This window comes from uncultured Psychrobacter sp. (assembly GCF_947500265.1).
GTDB lineage: Bacteria > Pseudomonadota > Gammaproteobacteria > Pseudomonadales > Moraxellaceae > Psychrobacter.
Map to the genome: position 1 here is coordinate 164438 of NZ_CANMRN010000001.1, position 17525 is coordinate 181962.

The following is a 17525-nucleotide window of genomic DNA, read 5'->3' on the forward strand; positions in this document are numbered from 1 at the left end:
AATAAACATAAAAGAGCGGCCCAACTATTGATAGATGGGCCGCTCTTTTTGAAATAAACTGTTTAACTAGATTGGTAATAATCCAGTTAAAGTCTCAAGTCAATTATGCATGCGGTGTGATAGCAGGCATTAGATCGTGGAAGGTGCGACCAGAGGCTGTCTCGCCAATCGCATGCATTTTCCATTCATTATTATGACGATAAACTTTTGCCATTACCATCGCTGTATGTCCACCTTGCGCAGACAAGTTATAACGTGCTACTTCGCTATTGTTATTGGCATTAACGATACGGCAAAACGCATTTTCTACTGTCTCAAACGTTTGACCAGTAAAGCTATTGACCGTAAATACCAATGAGACCACATTAGCAGGTACTCTTGAGAGATCGACATTGATGACTTCATCATCACCATCACCGTCGCCAGTACGGTTATCACCAGTATGTACGATACTGCCGTCTTTCGATTTTAGCTGACTGAACCAAATGGCATCGACCGCTTGCTTGTTAGCATCAAACATAATGCATGAAGCATCTAAGTCGATAGAGTCACCACCAGAACCGCCGCCGAATAATTTTCCTAAGAAGCCACCTTTTTTATCTTGTGGCCCTTGCGCAACATCCCAGCCTAGACCTAGTTTAACTTGAGTCAGCTCGCCACCAGCTTCTTTGCTTAGGGAGATTTTTTGACCTTTTTGAAGACTAACTGCCATGTGAGTATCCTTATAATAATTGTGAGTAAAACCGTTTAAAAATAAAGTTAGAAATTGGTATAAATTGCGAAAAGTGCTATAAGATATTGTCTAAAAAGCCGCCACCGCCGCCACGTCCGCCTGAGCTACTACCTAGGACGCTTTGTATCCAACCTTGATAACTGTCACGATTGCGCGAGCAAATAATGACTTTGCCACTTCCTGAAAAGTTCAGAACCATGCCTTCGCCACTGGTGACGGAGTTAATAATATTGCTCATGATGCCTTTTTTCTTACTGGTCGAAACTGACAATTTGTATTCAAGATTTGAGTCCCAGCAGACCACATGACCATTATCAATGATGACGTCTTTGTCTGGTGTGACATCAATCTCAAACAACGAGCCAAAACCAGATACCACGACTTGACCTTGGCCTTGGGTCTGCATCACCATGAAGCCGCCTGTATCACCGAATACTGCACCGCCTAAGTTGCGCTGAATATTTGCTCTGATATCGACGCCAGTTTGAGCCGCGACAAACGCACCATCACTCAATGTATACTGCTGCTTACCAACTTCTATGATTTGCATATCACCATCGAGCGTAGGCGCAAGCAAACAGTCGCCCTCACCATTAACTGCCTCAATCTGCTGTTGGAACAACGATTCATCGTTTGCAAAGCGGCGCATCAGTGACTGCATCAGCCCACCTTGTAGCTTACCTTTCAGCTCAAGATTGGACTCCATCATTACCATCGCGTTGGCTTCACAATAAATTGAATCACCTTTTTTAAGATTACAATGCAAAAAAGGTTCAATAGTACCGATTAAACTGAATGTTGCGGCCATGGCTTGCAAATCCTTATTCTAATATCTTTGTTAAATGCTCTTAATGTGTGTGTGTGCTTTTAGGTGCTCTATAGCTTTTAATGATAAGCCAATTAAATTTAAAGCCATCAAATGCGTTAAAGGGGCACACTTGATGGCTCATTGGATCATAACCAGGCATCTGATTATGATAATTGGCTTGCTAAACGTTTACGTTGGTTTTAACGTTAAACATTTACGCCATAAGAGGCTGCTAATGGTCCTAGACCACCGCTGAAACCTTGACCGACCGCACGGAATTTCCAATCACCGCTGTGACGATATAATTCACCGAAAATCATCGCTGTTTCAGTGCTGCCGTCTTCTGATAGGTCATAACGAGCGATTTCAGATTCGCCATTGTCGTTTACAACGCGAATATAAGCATCACCAACTTGACCGAAGTTTTGGTTACGTGCTTGGCCTTCATAAATGATTGCACAGATAGCTACTTTGTTGACGTCAGCTGGGATGCTTGCAAGATTGATTTTGATTTTCTCATCATCGCCATCGCCTTCGCCAGTACGGTTATCACCAGTATGCTCAACAGCGCCGTTGTCTGATTTTAGGTTGTTGAAAAAGATAAAGTCTTGGTCGTTACGGACTTTGCCTGCTTCGTTAATCAAGAAACCGATTGCATCTAAATCAAACTCTTGGCCGTCAGTGGCACGTGGATCCCAGCCTAGACCGACTGTAATGTTAGTTAAACCTGGCGCTTCTTTTGATAAGTTTACGTTGCCGCCTTTTGTTAAGCTAATAGCCATACAAATATCCTTTGGATTAATAGTTAAGTGGATTGAGTGATAAAAAATAAACTAAAAGTTGTGCAGTGACTGATACCTCAGAGCAAACAATAAAAACTTACCTGTACGCTATGCCCTGCATATCATTACGTTTTACTATACTAAGCGTTTGCTCACTAAGCAAGGCGTATTTTGTGCGCTTACTATATGCTTACTAAGGGACATAATACTTCTGTATCTTTGATAATTTCTAATCAACTTAGCAATAGTCGTTAAGATATTGTTATGAAAAGTAATGTTTCATACAAAAGGGGTTTAGCGCAAAGGTAGCTTAGATAAAACAATCGCTTTAAAAAGCACCAACTGACTATATAGGCTTAGAACAAACTAACTCATGGCTTAGGTATGCTTCGCAGCTAGTATGAGAGCATGGCATTATATAAAAAACCTATTTAAATAAATATACATGTATCTCTTATTCTGCAAAAACCGACCAGCCAGTTTTTTGTACGAAGCGCTCTAGTGCTTTTAGTCCAAGCTTAGAGTTACCTACATGATCAAGCCCTGGTGACCAAACCGCGATAGACCCTTTACCAGGTGCTATCGTCAAAATACCGCCACCAACACCACTTTTGCCTGGCAAACCCACGCGGTAAGCAAATTCCCCAGAGCCATCATAATGACCACACATCATCATCAACGAGTTAATACGGCGTGCTCGTTTTTCATTGATTACACGTACTCCTGAGTGCTTATCAACTCCGTTAGACACTAAATAAAGACCAGCACTGGCCAACTGTTGGCAGTTCATTGCAATTGAGCACTGATGAAAATACGTACCCAATACATTATCCACATCGTGTCTTAAACGACCAAAGGATTTCATAAAGTGCGCCAGAGAGGCATTTCGATCCTTGTGCGCCATCTCAGAAGCCGCTACTTTATGATCAAAGCGAATGGACTCATCATCTGCAATGAGGTGAACAAACTGCAGGATTTCACCTAGTGTCTCTTTTGGCTCATGTCCCATCATGATGGCGTCGACAACTGCAATGGCACCAGCATTGATAAATGGGTTGCGCGGTCGGCCAGATTCATGTTCTAGCATCACAATTGAATTAAAAGGATCGCCAGATGGTTCGCGTCCGACGTGTGTCCAAAGTGTATCGCCTAGCTTGCCAAGACCAATGGTTAAGGTAAATACCTTAGAGATACTTTGGATGGAAAACAGAGTGCTTGCATCACCTGCTGCATACATATGCCCATCAGGAGTCGCTACGGCTATACCGAACTGATTAGGATCAATATGGGCCAATTGCGGAATATAATCTGCCACTTTGCCGCGGTCAGTTTCACTTGCCATCTCTGCGGCAATATCATCAAGAATTTTTTGCATATCGTTTATAGGGTCTTATTTCGACAATTTATTTAAGGACGAGGATTTTAACTGAAGATAGGGTAATAGTAACAGGGCAAACGTAATTTTAACCATTGATTGTCTCAATTATTGGTTATTTCGATATTTTTGGGACTTCGATATGACCTGATAGGGTGGCAAAAACAGTATGACAAAAAAACAGGCCATACCTGATGATATGACCTGTTTAGATGTATAACTAGATACAGACTACACTGAGAACATGCCTTAGTTTAGGCTTGCTTTCTCAGCTTTACGATGCTGAAGTGACGCTAGCAGCGCCCAACCAATAAAGGCTATACCAATCAGACCAGTGATAATCTCTGGCACATGGAACTTCACTGACAATAGCATAATCAGTGCCAATGCGCCGATGGCATAATGTGCGCCATGCTCAAGATAGATGAACTCGTCAAGCGTGCCTTTGTCTACCAAGAAGATAGTCATAGAACGTACGAACATCGCACCAATCGCAAGACCTAACATGATAACAATCACGTCATTAGTAATTGCAAATGCGCCAATCACACCATCGAAACTGAATGAGGCATCTAGGACTTCTAAGTATAAGAAACCAATGATACCGCCTTTCATAATGGCACTGGTCGCCGCAGCGCCCGAACCATTTTCTTCGTTTTCTAGGTCTTCTTCCAGATCACCTTCAAGCATACCTGATACAACCTGTACGCCCAGATAAACCAAGATACCCCAAACACCTGCGATTAGAACAGCACTTGACTGCTCTGCATTAGCCCACGATACCGCAATCATCAAGACGATAAGCGCTACAAATACGCTCATGGCATCGACTTTGCCTAGCTTGGCTAAACGGCTTTCAAGCCAATCAAACCAATGTACTTCTTTGTCATCGAAAATAAAGTTCAAGAATACCAATAGTAAGAAAATACCACCAAATGCTGAGATTTCCGCATGGTGTGCCATTAGTCTTGCTGAGTACTCTTCAGGGCTATATAAAGCCAAGTTGATGACTTCCATCATACCAAGGTCTGCAGTAACCGCGACGATGACAATAGGGAAGACCAATCGCATACCGAATACGGCGATTAGGATACCAACGGTTAAAAATATCTTCTTCCAAAATTCGTCCCAGCCCTTAAGGACTGAAGCATTGACCACCGCATTATCAAAAGATAATGAAATCTCCATGACGGCCAAAATAGCGGTAATAGAAAGAGTGGCTATCATGCCACCCATACCGCCATGTGAATATCCCCACCATGCTGCTATTGCCAAAGCAATTGCGGTGAAGATAAAGTCTAAATAAAAATGTCTCATGACACATCCTGTATGGTTGCGTAAAGCTAAGGTCTACCTAGTATAGGCATGAACCGCAAAAAAGCGGTTATTACTAACCACTTTTTATGCATAATTTTAAACGAAACGTAAAGCATTACTAGTCATTTGGCCATTAAAAATTGTGACTATTTGCAACGATGGCGGTTTGCTATTTTGGACGTGATGACAGTGACTAATAACAGACTAAATACCAGTAAATAATGGTTCTAGATATCGACACCGTATTGCTGACACATCGCTTGCAAACCGCCTGAATAGCCTTGACCAACCGCGCGGAATTTCCATTCGCCGTTGTGACGATATACTTCGCCAAACACCATCGCTGTCTCTACAGAGTAGTCTTCTGCTAGATCAAAACGTACCACTTCAGTGCCTGTTTCTTCATTGACGACACGGATAAAGGCGTTTGCGACTTGACCAAAGTTCTGGCTGCGAGCAGCAGCGTCATGAATAGTCACTGTCACGACTACTTTATCTACGTCTGCAGGTACTTGAGTGAGATTTACTTTGATAACTTCATCATCACCGTCGCCTTCGCCAGTACGGTTGTCACCAGTATGCTCAACAGCGCCATTGTCAGACTTCAGCTGATTATAAAAGATAAAGTCATGATCGCCGCGCACTTTACCCGCGCCATTTAACAAAAACACGCTAGCATCAAGATCGAACTCAGCACCAGAAGTGGCACGCTCGTCCCAACCAAGACCGATAAGTAGCTTGGTTAAATTTGGGTCAGTTTTCGTTAGCGATAAATTACCGCCTTTATTAAGTGATAAAGCCATGGTGTTATCCTTTTTATTAGATGTTAGTGGTTTTATAAGATCATCGAAAAAAGGCGATGCTTACGCAATAACTGCGCAAATCCATCGCCTAGTAACGCTCTATCATAGCAACAAAAAATGGCCCAATCAAAGCTGATTGGGCCATTGTTATATTTCATATACATTCGGCAAAAAACAGAAGTTTCAGGTACTTATATTGCCCTTATAAACCTATAGTCTTATTTATCAAAATCCTGTTTACGGACTTTAGATTCTAAACTGTAAATCTAAAACTTCGAATTATAGACTTTGACGATGACGAATCTCAAAGCTTTGATGAATCGGCTTCTTAATATTGAAATCAAAGCCAATGGTTTTTTGAGTGATATCAATGATGTCGTAACGCTGAGTCAACTGCTCATCTAACTCAAAACGCGTAAAGTTGTTAGAAAAGTACAAGACGCCATCAGAGGTGAGGCGGTTCATGGCACGATTAATCAGTGCAGCATGGTCACGTTGCACATCAAAAGTACCTTGAAACTTCTTAGAGTTTGAGAAAGTCGGTGGATCAATAAAGATAACATCGAACTGTTCGGTATTGTCTTTTATCCACTCAAAGATATCGGCAGCAACGAACTGGTACTTATTGCGGCTAACGTCCAAACCGTTCAAGACAAAGTTTTGTTTGCCCCAATCCAGATAGTTCTGTGACAAATCAACGCTAGTGACTTTTTTCGCACCAGCAAGCGCTGCATGCACACTTGCGGTACAAGTATAAGCAAACAGGTTAAGTACTGCTTTACCGCGGCTATTGTCCTTGATACGAGCACGCATATTACGGTGATCGATAAACAGACCAGTATCTAAGTAATCTGTAAAGTTGACATACAGATAGGCACCATCTTCGCGCGCAACGTGAAACTTGCCACGTTTTTCTGTGGTGTTCTGCTTGCTGTATTGGTCGTTACCAGACTGACGGGCACGCGTTTTGATAAAGATCTGTTCACGGTTAATATCAAAGACTTCACGGATACCCATCAATGCCAAGTTAAAGCGTTTCTTTGCAGTCTCAGGTGGGATGGTCTTTGGCGGCGCATATTCTTGCACATGCGCGTAATCACCGTACAAGTCGATCGCGACTTTGAAATCAGGTAAATCAGCATCGTAAACACGAATGTTGCTTACGTTGTCTTTTTTGGCCAACTTCTTAAGTTTAGCAAGGTTTTTTTGCAGACGATTGATAAAGTCTTGACCATCTTCTACTTCAATCTCGCGTTTCTCAAAACGACTAACAAGATTGCCCGTTTGCCCAGCAATAAGTGTTCCGTAGCGGAAATAGACGGTGATAGCACCATTATGACAGCGTAAAGTTTTTGGTTCTTTAATCGGTAGAATATCTACTTGTTCAACATGAGAGGCCAATATGCCAAGCATCGGGTCAATGCCACTACCGGCAAAGCTGTCTTGTAATATCAGCCCAATTGCTTGATACAACGGCTTAATCATTTCTTCATCACCCAAACGCTCACCATACGGTGGGTTGGTAATGACCAAAGGATTGCTCAATCGACCATCATTGACCAATGGCTTGAGCACGTTGCTGAGCTGGTCAAGCGCACGATGTTCGATATCGAGTAGCGGTAAAATGTCCTGTAAACCTGCGGCAATTAAGTTCTTTTCTGTGGCAAGAATCGCACCACTATCAGCATCAAAGCCCAACATAAGTGGCAATGTATCAGGCTGCTCATTGGCAATCTCTAATGCTTCGCGGAAACGCGTTTGAGCATTATCAATCATTTCTTGCCATAACGTCTCGTCATGATGCTGCCACTGGTAAAAGCCAAATTGATTGGCAGCTTTGTCGATACCCACGGCATAGTCGCAATGCATCAATAGCGCTTCGATAAGGAACGTTCCAGAGCCGCACATTGGGTCGATTAACGCATTATAGAAAGGTGCGTCGCCAGCTTCGTTTTTCTTGTGCCAACCAGCACTATAGAGTAGGGCAGCTGCTAAGTTTTCTTTTAATGGTGCTTCTGTCATGGCCACACGGTAACCACGGCGATGCAAACTGGTACCGGATAAATCTAAATACAACTCAGCTTGCTTGTCATTAATGGTTGCAAAAACAGAGAAGTCTGGATTTTTGCTATCGACGTTAGGACGGCTGTCGTAAACTTCGTTAAAGGTATCGGCAATAGCATCTTTGATACGTAGCATAGCAAACTGCTGACTGACAGCGACACGCTTATCGACAGACAGACGAATAGCAAAGGTTTGCTCTAGGCTAAACTGCTCAGTCCAATTGACCGATTTTGCCAAGCCGTATAGCTGCTCCGCAACGTCGTATTCTGCATTGATATTTTTACGTTTAATCAGCATCAATACCCGCGAGGCCACGCGTGACCATAGGCAAATAGTATATAGCTCACGTAAGCCGCCAGTTACGGCTAGTCGACCGGTACTTTTGATTTCGCTGTCAATGCCAAAGCTGGTTAGCTCAGTCTGCAGTGGTGCCTCAAGCCCATCGGCACAGGTAATAATAAGATCAAGCGACAACTCTGGTGAAGCTGCTGTTAGAGATGCGGGCGCGGTTTGTTCGGTCATACGGGTACCTGTGGGCTAAATTGACAAAAAAGCAAATAATAAGATAATCGGTGTAACCGGCAATTTTACCATAATTCACAGTAGGATGGTTCAAAGTAGCCGTGTTTAAGATTTTAAGATGTGATAGCTAAATACGTGACAATAAATTCTCTACTCATCCTTCGTCAGGGGTAATTCCTCTGGGACGATTTGAGTTGTGGTTGCAAAGGGCTTGGTCGCAATAGGGTAGTCAACATCCTTTGGCATCAGCAATCGCATATGCGGATAGGGCGTAGAAATGCTGGCAGCATCAAATGCAATTTTAATTTCTTCTTGCAGCACTTCTTTGATTTTGGGTATGCGGGCAACGGCAGCTGGTTTAACCCAAAAGCGTACGATAAAGAACACCCCGTATTCGCCGATTTCTGCCACGGTCGCTGAGGTTTCAGGACGATTAAGCACCGCATCGGTATCGCTAAGTACTTGCAATATTTCCTTGCGAGCCGTTTCGATATCATCTTCGAACGCGATACGTACACGAATATCAAAACGTATAAAGTTTTTGGAAGTCAGGTTAATCACTTCAGAAGAAGCAACGTTGGAATTTGGGATAATGACAGTAATATTGTCTCGAGTGAGGATATGAGTGGTGCGTAAAGCAATAAGTACCACACGCCCTTCATTGTCATTGATATGAATCCAATCACCAACTTGGAAAGATTGCTCAAGCAGAATGGTGATACCAGCGATAAAATTAGCAAGGGTAGACTGAGCGGCGAAACCAACCGCCAAACCAACAATACCCAAACCCGCCACCAACGATACAATGTCAAAGCCAAATTGCGCCATGACGCTGGCAAGCCCGAGTACCAATAGTAATACAGATAAAATATTTTTGAGTAGCTGCTCTATGGAAGCATTGAGACCATAGTGCTGTAGGACTCTGTGAATGATTTGTCCTGATGATGCCCAAAGTACGTAATAGATACCGGCCCAAGTACTTGCCTTTGCGGTGGCTTTGATAGTTTCTGGCTCAAAGTTTATCTGACTCATAATCGCTATCAGACTGGCGACAATCCAGACATAGCGCAAAACTGAACGGACAATCTTAGTGCGGCGCTCGTTCAACCGAATTTTGTCTCGGCTTTGCCTAAGGATATAATTGGCCAACCAATAAAAAAATCCCAATACCGCAAGCAGTATTAGGATTTTGATGCCAGTGCTCGCCAATTCTACTGCTTGAGAGGACCAATTAAGTGACTCTTCATCTATAGAACCGCCGAGAGCAAGATATAGGCTAGTATGTAAGTCGCGAATGATCTCTTCAAAAAAGTCGGTAACACTAGCGATTGGCATTTTTTCGTCCATGCAGGGTATGTTTGTACAAAAATTTATAAACGAATATCTATTTATAAATTACATCAAGTTGACAAAGCAATCAAATAGGGGCAAGGCTTCAAACTCATTAGTACCAGTTTGAAATTATTACTGACTTGAGGAACTAACCAATTAGTAGATTAAAAATTGTTTTCTTGAGCGTCTTGAGATTGGAAAGGTATCTCCATTTTGTACTGTACATCACGTAGAGCAGTACGTAGTCCCTCTAGTATCGTTGGATGATAAAAAGGAGTGTCGAGCATGTCTTTAATACTCAAATCATTGGTAATCGCTGTAGCAAGTATATGACCGATATATTCAGCATCAGGACCGACCATACTAGCGCCCAAAATCCTGTCTGTCTTTTTGCAGCCATAGATATGTAGTAAGCCGCAGTTGACACCCATTACACGGCTACGTCCTTGATTATCAAAGCTTACGCTACCGATAACAAATTCGAGTTCTGAATCTTTTTGAATCTCTGGTAGCGACATACCAACATTAACGATTTGCGGTGAGCAAAATACGATAGAAAACGGCGTCGCAGGTGGGCGAATATAGGCCGCTTCTGTGTTTTCGCAGACCATACTGCCCGCACTATAGCCTTCATCGCTAGCCACATGCAGTAACGGAATATTAGCATTGGCATCACCAACGATATAGACGTTTAAGTCGCCAATTTGGCCTGTTTTTTTACTCAAGTTTTTTGGACGGTTCTTATCGTCTAGCTCGACACCTAAGTTTTCGACACCTAGCTGCTTAATATTGTTGCGACGACCAGTAGCAACTAATACGTACTCACCTTGCCATTGCTGAGACTCACCAGCACTATCTTCATAATCGATAAATGCACTTTTATTACCGTCATCTGCTGTTGTACCTACATCGGTAATTTCGCTGCCTAGATGCATGGTTAATTCATGACTTAAGCAATCCATGGCTTTATTATTAATATCATCGTCTTTTAGACCAGCCACTTGTTTGGCACGGTTTAGCAGCGTGACTTCTACACCCAAGCGTGTAAACGCTTGTGCAAGCTCTAAACCAATAGCGCCAGCACCGACGACAGCCATCGTTTTTGGTAAGTCTTCAAGCTCAAAGACACTATCAGACGTTAGCATGGTATCACTAAGCTTATCCGCCCATCCATCAGGAATAAACGGCGAGCTACCTGTGGCGACAATGATTTGCTCAGCAGCAATCAGCTCATCATTGACCTCGATTAGCCCTTGCTCATTGATACGAGCACGACCGTCGATTTTCTTATGATCAGGCCAGCTGTCTACTTGTTTTTTAATGTAGCTGGCAAAATGACTGCGTTCGTCACGTACACGTTCCATGACTCGTTTGCCATCAATTTGCGCGGTTGCATGAATACCAAACTCAGCAGAATGGTTGGCATCGTGTGCGCGGTCAGCAGCTGCAATTAGCAGCTTACTAGGCATACAGCCGACCGCAATACAGGTCGTGGTCCAAAATCCTTCATTAATAATGACCACGTCATCTTTGATTTTACTTGCTTGGCGAAAAGCGTTTTGACCTGCGGTACCCGCGCCGATAATAGCGACAGATACTTTACGCGTAACTTCTTTTGGCGTATCGTCAGTGGTCGTGTCAGATTGTTTATTCAAATTATTCTCTAATAGGGGCAAGGTTGTATTCAGTAATAGACTGAATGCTTGGCTTATATTTTTTATTCGGTTTTTATCGTTCTTATTATAAGTATTGATTTAACTACAACGTCAATAATACTGACTTAATTACAGAACCAATAATTATGGCACCAATAATTATGGCGCCAATATAGTCAGTAAGCGACTGGTATAGTCTTTAGCACGTAAGTTACGCTGAGCATGAGTCAGCTCACTGTTTTTATCGAATACAAATGCTGAACGTACAAGGCCTAACGTAACTTTACCGTACATATTTTTTTCTTTGATAACGTCAAAATACTGGCATAGCTTTTCATCAGCGTCACTGATGAGTGGAATCTGTAAGTCATATTTGTCGATAAATTTTTCATGAGATTCAACGCTATCACGAGAGACGCCAATAATGTCGTAGCCCAATTCATCGAAGTCATGAAGGTGCGAGGTAAACTCTGTTGCCTGTGTGGTGCAGCCTGGCGTATTATCTTTGGGATAAAAATAGAGAATAAGGCCTTTATCGGTATTGGCGACCATTTCTTTTAGATTGATTTCATCATGAATAAAGTTACCAGCAAGTTTGCGTACTATGGTTACTGGAAAATCAGGTAGGTGAATGGTTTCTGTTGTTGGCTTGGCCATTGTAAAATCCTTATTAGTTTTAGTTATGTGTATTGGCTTAATGATGGTTCTATTTATAGTGTTCTTATTATAGGCAGATTAGTAGAAATAAATAATCAGTTTTACACTTTGCCCATTCATTGGCAACAAAAAAGACTGGCAATAGCCAGTCTTTTGTATATCAAACGATTAGAAGTTAAGCAGGTTTTTGCGGCTTCTTCAAATCCAAACCAACGGTGCACTGCTGCAAATCTTTTTGCATCGCTTTCACATATGGCAGGTTAGAAGGGTCTTTCTTGTCTTGTGCGTAGCTTTCGATTTCCCACATTTGACCGATAGTCATGTTGCTGCGCACACCAATAGTACAGTTACATAGTTTGGTTGCGTTGCTTTTGTCAGCGACTTTGTATTTGACTGCGCCATTGACACATGAATTGATATTGTCTTGTTTAATGTCAGCAGCGTTGGCTTGTGGCATGGCAAACAGGGCCGCTAAGGCTAGGGGTAGTACTGGCAACAACTTCATAAATTTCCTCTTACGGGTAGCGTCAATTTTTTATCTTTTGCTCAATGCAAAGTCAACTCATCAATATATGAGTGACCGATATCGTCGTGTACATCTTTCGATAAATATAATCGTTCATACGATAGCAAGTATGTCGATTAGAATACAAGAACGACGTGCTGTGTTAATGCAAGCGAATGTTGCGCGAATGTTGATGGGTCTCATCATTTCACGCAGCGTTTAGCGTTAATACATAGTCGGTTCGATATGATTTAAACATAACGAAGGATAGCGGAATAAGCGCGCCTTATACCTTATCCAATTTATATAGGACTGACTAAAATTAATTAAGACTGATAATGAGTAGGGTCAGTTACGCCAGCTTGGGCGAAGCCCTGACGACGTAATGCGCAGCTATCACAAACACCGCAAGCAAGGCCATTGGCATCTGCACGATAACAAGAAATCGTCTGTCCGTAATCGACACCTAATGACAGACCAAGCTCAATAGTTTGGGCTTTTGACAGTTGCTGCAATGGCGTTTGAATCGATAAGCGATGACCAGTAACGCCTGCTTTTGTCGCAAGGTTGGCCATATGTTCAAAGGCAGCTATATACTCTGGGCGACAGTCAGGGTAGCCAGAATAGTCAACTGAGCTGACACCGATGACGATATGGTTGGCATCAGCGACTTCGGCGACTGCTAACGCGTATGATAAGAAGATAGTATTACGCGCAGGAACATAGGTATTTGGGATAGCGTCGTTATCGATTTCATCGCGTTTTTTGCTAGGGAATTTGTCCGAATCACCATCTGGCACGATCATGCTGTGGTCTGTTAGCGATGAGCCACCCAGTTGTGCGATATCAATATCGATGATTCTATGATTGACACCTGCTGTCTCAGCGATCGTCTTTGCGGCGACAAGTTCACTATTATGACGTTGACCATAGTTAAAGCTGACTGCTGTCACTGATGCATAGCGCGCTTTTGCCCAATATAAGCAAGTCACCGAATCGAGACCGCCTGATAAAAGGACAACCGCATTTTGGCTTTTAGTAAGAGCAGCTAAATCAGCATCTGATACTTGATTGGGGGTATTTTGCAAAGTAACGTTAGTCATAGTGATATCTATTATTGGTTTACGAAAACGGCTATTTTAGCAAAAATACGTCTACTACAGAACCACGAAGCGACCAATCACCCGTCACTAAGCTAGTTTACATAGCACTGCAATAAAATAAAGTCGGTATTACTGTCATCTTTTCAATCTGTTAGCAATATTTGTTATAATCGCAGCTTTTAAAGTATCAGTCACCTGACATCGGTGATAATGCTTTAAAAGCCTTATCGCAAATCGCTTTATAGTAAAATCACCCTTATAAAGATATTGAGTAACTTATGACCGCAGCAACCTTATTTACGCCAAATATTCCTTCTCAAGCTGATGACGTATCTGATGCAACGAGCTTTGATAGTCAGGCTATGGACACCGATACTGATAGTAGAGAGTACGATGACGTCTCTGAAGATGGCAGTGATGAGGACATGATTGACGCGCAGTTTGCCGATGCGCAAGCACCTACCGAGTCAGCATACTTTCGTAAACTACAAAAGAAGCTGCGTCGCCAAGTCTCTTGGGCAATCCGCGATTTTAATATGATCGAAGATGGCGATGTGGTGATGGTCTGTGTTTCGGGTGGTAAAGACAGCTATACCTTACTCGATATTTTATTGCTGCTAAAACGCATTGCACCGATTCATTTTGACATCGTTGCGGTCAATCTCGACCAGAAGCAGCCAGGCTATCCAGAAGACATTTTACCTGCGTATCTAAACGAGCAGGGCATCGCTCACTATATTTTAGAAAAAGACACATATAGCATCGTCAAAAGCGTGGTGCCAGAAGGCAAGACTTATTGCTCTGCATGCTCACGTCTACGCCGCGGCTCACTATATGGCTTTGCCAAACAAATTGGTGCGACTAAAATTGCCCTTGGCCATCATCGTGATGATATGCTGGCGACCTTCTTTTTGAACTTATTCCATGGTGGTGCGCTCAAATCCATGCCGCCCAAGCTACTGAGTGATGACAAGCAAAATATGCTGATTCGCCCATTGGCCTATGTCGAAGAGAAAGACATCATTGAGTACGCCAAATTAAAGGAATTCCCAATCATTCCTTGTAATCTTTGTGGCAGCCAGACTAATCTACAGCGTGCCATCATCAACGATATGCTGCGTGAATGGGATGACGCTCATCCGCAGCGTTTGGCTTCTATCTTTAAGGCAATGCAAAACGTTGCGCCATCGCAATTAGCTGATCGTGAGCTTTTTGATTTTGAAACACTCAGTCTTGATCGTGATAATGATGAGCGTTTATTTGAAGGCGACAATATTCAAGCCGGGCAGACAGAGAGTTTGGCTGAGATTGGTTTACCTGTATCACCAAGGACGCAAACGTTCAATCCTAAGTTCGCTAGTGACAAGCCTTATTCCACAGAGACGGACAAAGCCGCGCAAAACGAGCGTAAAGCACAGAAAATTCCAACGATTAACCCTGTAATTTAGTAATTGAAAAGTTAGTACGATATTAAATAGTGCTTACTAATTAACACGATATTGAATAGCTCAAAAAAGCCAGCCGATCTCTGACGAGTGGCTGGTTTTTTTATATCTGGATGCTACTAACAGCATTAACTTTTAGCAAAGACAGGTAAAGGTTTAAAGCTAACCTCTGAGCGCGGAAGCTTGGCGACATCTTGCATACGCCAATCGTCCTTGCCATCGTTATTCACTTGCAGGTAATATTTGGCTTTTACCGAATCAAGATCCACTTGGGCGCTGTATTTATTGCCCTCAACATGCTTTAGCACGACGTCACGGTCTTTTTTGATGTCGGTTGCATGCGAGATTGAAAGATCAAGCGTATCAGGATAAGTAAGTGGCTGGCCGTTCAATAGCTTGCCTGACTGCACACTTTGCTCAGGATAATTGAGATAAAACACAACATCGCCATTATCCGAAAATTGCATCTTGCCATGCAAGTCCAAATCATAAGCAAGCTTGTCACGTGATACGTCGTGATAGAGCGTTTTGCCATCCATATACCAGTCGTCACGTACCACGCTGTCGCGGATCTGGTAAGAGTAGTAAACAAACCAGATACAAGCGATCACGACCGCAGCAGGCATGCCAATCACAAAGATAACGACCATGTAATTTTTATACCATGGCTGCTTATCTTGATGTTTAAAGTTCGGTGCTGGAGTAGACATAAAATACCTATGCATCAGATACGCATTCAATAGATAGCCGTTCATTAGACATCTATAAATGGTATCAACGGATAATTTGGCGGCTAAGCGCTACCAGTTTAATGGTAAAAAATTTATTCGATAGTCTTTAGCTAGAATAGTTATTTAACTACTTGAACTAGCTAGACTACCGAATGAGATACATAAAACTAAATAATGGATAAGTCAGTAATTTACTGACCTTGGGTCGTAAAGATATTTTGCTTACTTACCTTATACTTGCCATTTTCGCTGCTCACATTTAGCGTGACAGGCGTTTGGCCAAACTCTATTACATCAGGATCACCATAAATACTGACTGGCATATCAAAGCTTTCGCCAGCTTCTAATGGTACATCGTTAAAGCGTAGCTCTAAGCTCAGCCCTTTTTGCGGTGCTAGTGTTATCGTGTAGGTATGAGCATCCTGCGTCTTATTGGTTAGCTTAACGATATAGCTATTTTCAATCATGCCTTGATTGTTGATAGACGATAACTGATTACGGTCACGGCGGATATCAATTTCCAGTGGCACGCGATCGGTTAACGCATATATAACGCCGCCACATAGTACAGCCAACAATGTTAAGTAAGCAAATAGTCGTGGGCGCAGTACGCGGCTTGGCTCTTTTTCTGCCAGCTGACGTTCGGTCGTATAACGAATCAGTCCACGCGGATAGCCGACCTTGTCCATCACTTCGTTACAGGCATCAATACAAGCTGCACACTGGATACAGCCAACTTGCAAACCATCACGAATATCGATACCAGTAGGGCAGACCTGCACACACATGGTACATTCAATGCAGTCGCCCAGGTGCTCTGGATTTGTGCCTTTTTTACGGGCACCGCGCGGCTCACCGCGTTCATAATCATAAGATACGATCAATGTGTCTTTATCAAACATCACACTCTGAAAGCGGCCATAGGGGCAAATCTGTACACACATTTGCTCACGCATATAGCCTGCATTGGCATAAGTAGCAAAGGTGAAGATAAACATTGAGACCCATACCCACGTTGGCCAATCAGGGAATGGAATCACTCCTATTGACTGCCAGCTATGATATAGAGAATCCGTCCCTGCCACATAACTAACAAAGGTCGCTGCTGTAATCACAGAAAGCAAAAACCAAATTGAATACACAACCGTACGTTTGAATACTTTGCTTGCACTTAACGGTGCTTTATCAAACTTGATGCGCTTATTACGATCGCCAATCACCCACTTTTCAACATATTGGTATAGATGCGTCCATATCGTTTGAGGACAGGCATAACCACACCAAACGCGTCCTGCATATACCGTCACCATAAACAGCGTAAACGCGGCAATAATGGCAAATGCAGCAATAAAATAAAAATCTTGCGTCAAAAACGTCATGCCAAAAATATAATAATGCTGCGATGGCACATCAAACCATATTGCTTGTCTATCATTATAGCGCAGCCATGGCAAAAGTAAAAAAGCCGCAAAAAGAGCATACATCGTGATGACACGAATATTTTGATAAAAACCTGTGACAAACCTTGGGTGTACACGATGCTTGGTTGCATCAAGGTCGACTTGTTGTACAGGAATTTTATTGGATTGTTGTGCTGACATAAACGTGCCTCTTTAAAAAAAGAATCAGTCTGCTGGCATGATGAACAAACACCTCTAGCGTCGAGGTATATGAGTGTATGATGTTATCAATG

15 protein-coding genes are annotated in these 17525 nt (G+C 42.6%); 1 reads left to right on the top strand and 14 read right to left on the bottom strand.

Annotated elements, in window-relative coordinates; all coding sequences use genetic code 11:
- Positions 1 to 103: 103 nt before the first annotated feature.
- The 12 genes from Q0788_RS00710 to queC form a co-directional block, all read right to left on the bottom strand.
- On the bottom strand, positions 104 to 712 hold the full coding sequence (locus tag Q0788_RS00710) for a TerD family protein (RefSeq protein ID WP_057760836.1): 609 nt from the start codon (positions 710 to 712) through the stop codon (positions 104 to 106).
- A 76-nt stretch (positions 713 to 788) separates the two neighbouring features.
- A complete protein-coding gene (locus Q0788_RS00715; protein WP_057760834.1) occupies positions 789 to 1541 on the bottom strand; it encodes a TIGR00266 family protein in 753 nt (250 codons plus the stop codon).
- Between the two features lie 206 nt (positions 1542 to 1747).
- A complete protein-coding gene (locus Q0788_RS00720) occupies positions 1748 to 2323 on the bottom strand; it encodes a TerD family protein (protein WP_057760832.1) in 576 nt (191 codons plus the stop codon).
- A gap of 454 nt (positions 2324 to 2777) precedes the next feature.
- The gene (locus Q0788_RS00725; RefSeq protein WP_298807231.1) at positions 2778 to 3698 is read right to left on the bottom strand and encodes a glutaminase; all 921 of its coding nucleotides are present in this window, start codon (positions 3696 to 3698) and stop codon (positions 2778 to 2780) included.
- Positions 3699 to 3947: 249 nt separating this feature from the next.
- On the bottom strand, positions 3948 to 5015 hold the full coding sequence (locus tag Q0788_RS00730) for a DUF475 domain-containing protein (RefSeq protein WP_057760827.1): 1068 nt from the start codon (positions 5013 to 5015) through the stop codon (positions 3948 to 3950).
- 227 nt (positions 5016 to 5242) lie between these two features.
- Entirely contained in the window at positions 5243 to 5818 is a 576-nt protein-coding gene (locus Q0788_RS00735) for a TerD family protein (protein ID WP_057760825.1), read from the bottom strand.
- Positions 5819 to 6097: 279 nt separating this feature from the next.
- On the bottom strand, positions 6098 to 8404 hold the full coding sequence (gene rlmKL / locus Q0788_RS00740; RefSeq protein ID WP_298807233.1) for a bifunctional 23S rRNA (guanine(2069)-N(7))-methyltransferase RlmK/23S rRNA (guanine(2445)-N(2))-methyltransferase RlmL: 2307 nt from the start codon (positions 8402 to 8404) through the stop codon (positions 6098 to 6100).
- 150 nt (positions 8405 to 8554) lie between these two features.
- Positions 8555 to 9739, bottom strand: a complete 1185-nt coding sequence (locus Q0788_RS00745; RefSeq protein ID WP_298807234.1) for a mechanosensitive ion channel family protein — start codon at positions 9737 to 9739, stop codon at positions 8555 to 8557.
- A 161-nt stretch (positions 9740 to 9900) separates the two neighbouring features.
- Positions 9901 to 11391 (bottom strand): dihydrolipoyl dehydrogenase, encoded by a 1491-nt coding sequence (locus Q0788_RS00750; protein WP_298807235.1) that lies wholly within the window; start codon positions 11389 to 11391, stop codon positions 9901 to 9903.
- A gap of 159 nt (positions 11392 to 11550) precedes the next feature.
- Positions 11551 to 12048 (bottom strand): peroxiredoxin, encoded by a 498-nt coding sequence (locus tag Q0788_RS00755; RefSeq protein ID WP_298807236.1) that lies wholly within the window; start codon positions 12046 to 12048, stop codon positions 11551 to 11553.
- A 175-nt stretch (positions 12049 to 12223) separates the two neighbouring features.
- Positions 12224 to 12553 carry a hypothetical protein gene (locus Q0788_RS00760; RefSeq protein WP_057760815.1) on the bottom strand — a complete coding sequence of 110 codons (330 nt, stop codon included), beginning with the start codon at positions 12551 to 12553 and terminating at the stop codon, positions 12224 to 12226.
- Between the two features lie 326 nt (positions 12554 to 12879).
- Positions 12880 to 13656, bottom strand: coding sequence for a 7-cyano-7-deazaguanine synthase QueC (gene queC, locus Q0788_RS00765; RefSeq protein ID WP_101205716.1), 777 nt, complete (start codon positions 13654 to 13656; stop codon positions 12880 to 12882).
- Between the two features lie 278 nt (positions 13657 to 13934).
- Between queC and ttcA the strand changes: the two genes are divergently transcribed.
- Entirely contained in the window at positions 13935 to 15104 is a 1170-nt protein-coding gene (ttcA, locus tag Q0788_RS00770; RefSeq protein ID WP_298807237.1) for a tRNA 2-thiocytidine(32) synthetase TtcA, read from the top strand.
- Positions 15105 to 15229: 125 nt separating this feature from the next.
- On the opposite strand, the gene Q0788_RS00775 is transcribed toward ttcA, so the two are convergent.
- Both Q0788_RS00775 and ccoG read right to left on the bottom strand, forming a co-directional pair.
- Positions 15230 to 15811: a FixH family protein gene (locus Q0788_RS00775; protein WP_238069469.1), complete on the bottom strand. Its 582-nt coding sequence runs from the start codon at positions 15809 to 15811 to the stop codon at positions 15230 to 15232.
- A gap of 212 nt (positions 15812 to 16023) precedes the next feature.
- Positions 16024 to 17433, bottom strand: coding sequence for a cytochrome c oxidase accessory protein CcoG (ccoG, locus tag Q0788_RS00780; RefSeq protein WP_298807238.1), 1410 nt, complete (start codon positions 17431 to 17433; stop codon positions 16024 to 16026).
- Positions 17434 to 17525: the final 92 nt, after the last annotated feature.

Bases quoted from the DNA above. Each gene is read 5' to 3' on its own strand.
- ccoG (WP_298807238.1), bottom strand. From the start codon at position 17,433: ATGTCAGCACAACAATCCAATAAAATTCCTGTACAACAAGTCGACCTT.
- Q0788_RS00725 (WP_298807231.1), bottom strand. From the start codon at position 3,698: ATGCAAAAAATTCTTGATGATATTGCCGCAGAGATGGCAAGTGAAACT.
- Q0788_RS00710 (WP_057760836.1), bottom strand. From the start codon at position 712: ATGGCAGTTAGTCTTCAAAAAGGTCAAAAAATCTCCCTAAGCAAAGAA.
- Q0788_RS00720 (WP_057760832.1), bottom strand. From the start codon at position 2,323: ATGGCTATTAGCTTAACAAAAGGCGGCAACGTAAACTTATCAAAAGAA.
- Q0788_RS00730 (WP_057760827.1), bottom strand. From the start codon at position 5,015: ATGAGACATTTTTATTTAGACTTTATCTTCACCGCAATTGCTTTGGCA.
- rlmKL (WP_298807233.1), bottom strand. From the start codon at position 8,404: ATGACCGAACAAACCGCGCCCGCATCTCTAACAGCAGCTTCACCAGAG.
- ttcA (WP_298807237.1), top strand. From the start codon at position 13,935: ATGACCGCAGCAACCTTATTTACGCCAAATATTCCTTCTCAAGCTGAT.
- Q0788_RS00755 (WP_298807236.1), bottom strand. From the start codon at position 12,048: ATGGCCAAGCCAACAACAGAAACCATTCACCTACCTGATTTTCCAGTA.
- Q0788_RS00775 (WP_238069469.1), bottom strand. From the start codon at position 15,811: ATGTCTACTCCAGCACCGAACTTTAAACATCAAGATAAGCAGCCATGG.
- Q0788_RS00715 (WP_057760834.1), bottom strand. From the start codon at position 1,541: ATGGCCGCAACATTCAGTTTAATCGGTACTATTGAACCTTTTTTGCAT.
- queC (WP_101205716.1), bottom strand. From the start codon at position 13,656: ATGACTAACGTTACTTTGCAAAATACCCCCAATCAAGTATCAGATGCT.
- Q0788_RS00735 (WP_057760825.1), bottom strand. From the start codon at position 5,818: ATGGCTTTATCACTTAATAAAGGCGGTAATTTATCGCTAACGAAAACT.
- Q0788_RS00760 (WP_057760815.1), bottom strand. From the start codon at position 12,553: ATGAAGTTGTTGCCAGTACTACCCCTAGCCTTAGCGGCCCTGTTTGCC.
- Q0788_RS00745 (WP_298807234.1), bottom strand. From the start codon at position 9,739: ATGCCAATCGCTAGTGTTACCGACTTTTTTGAAGAGATCATTCGCGAC.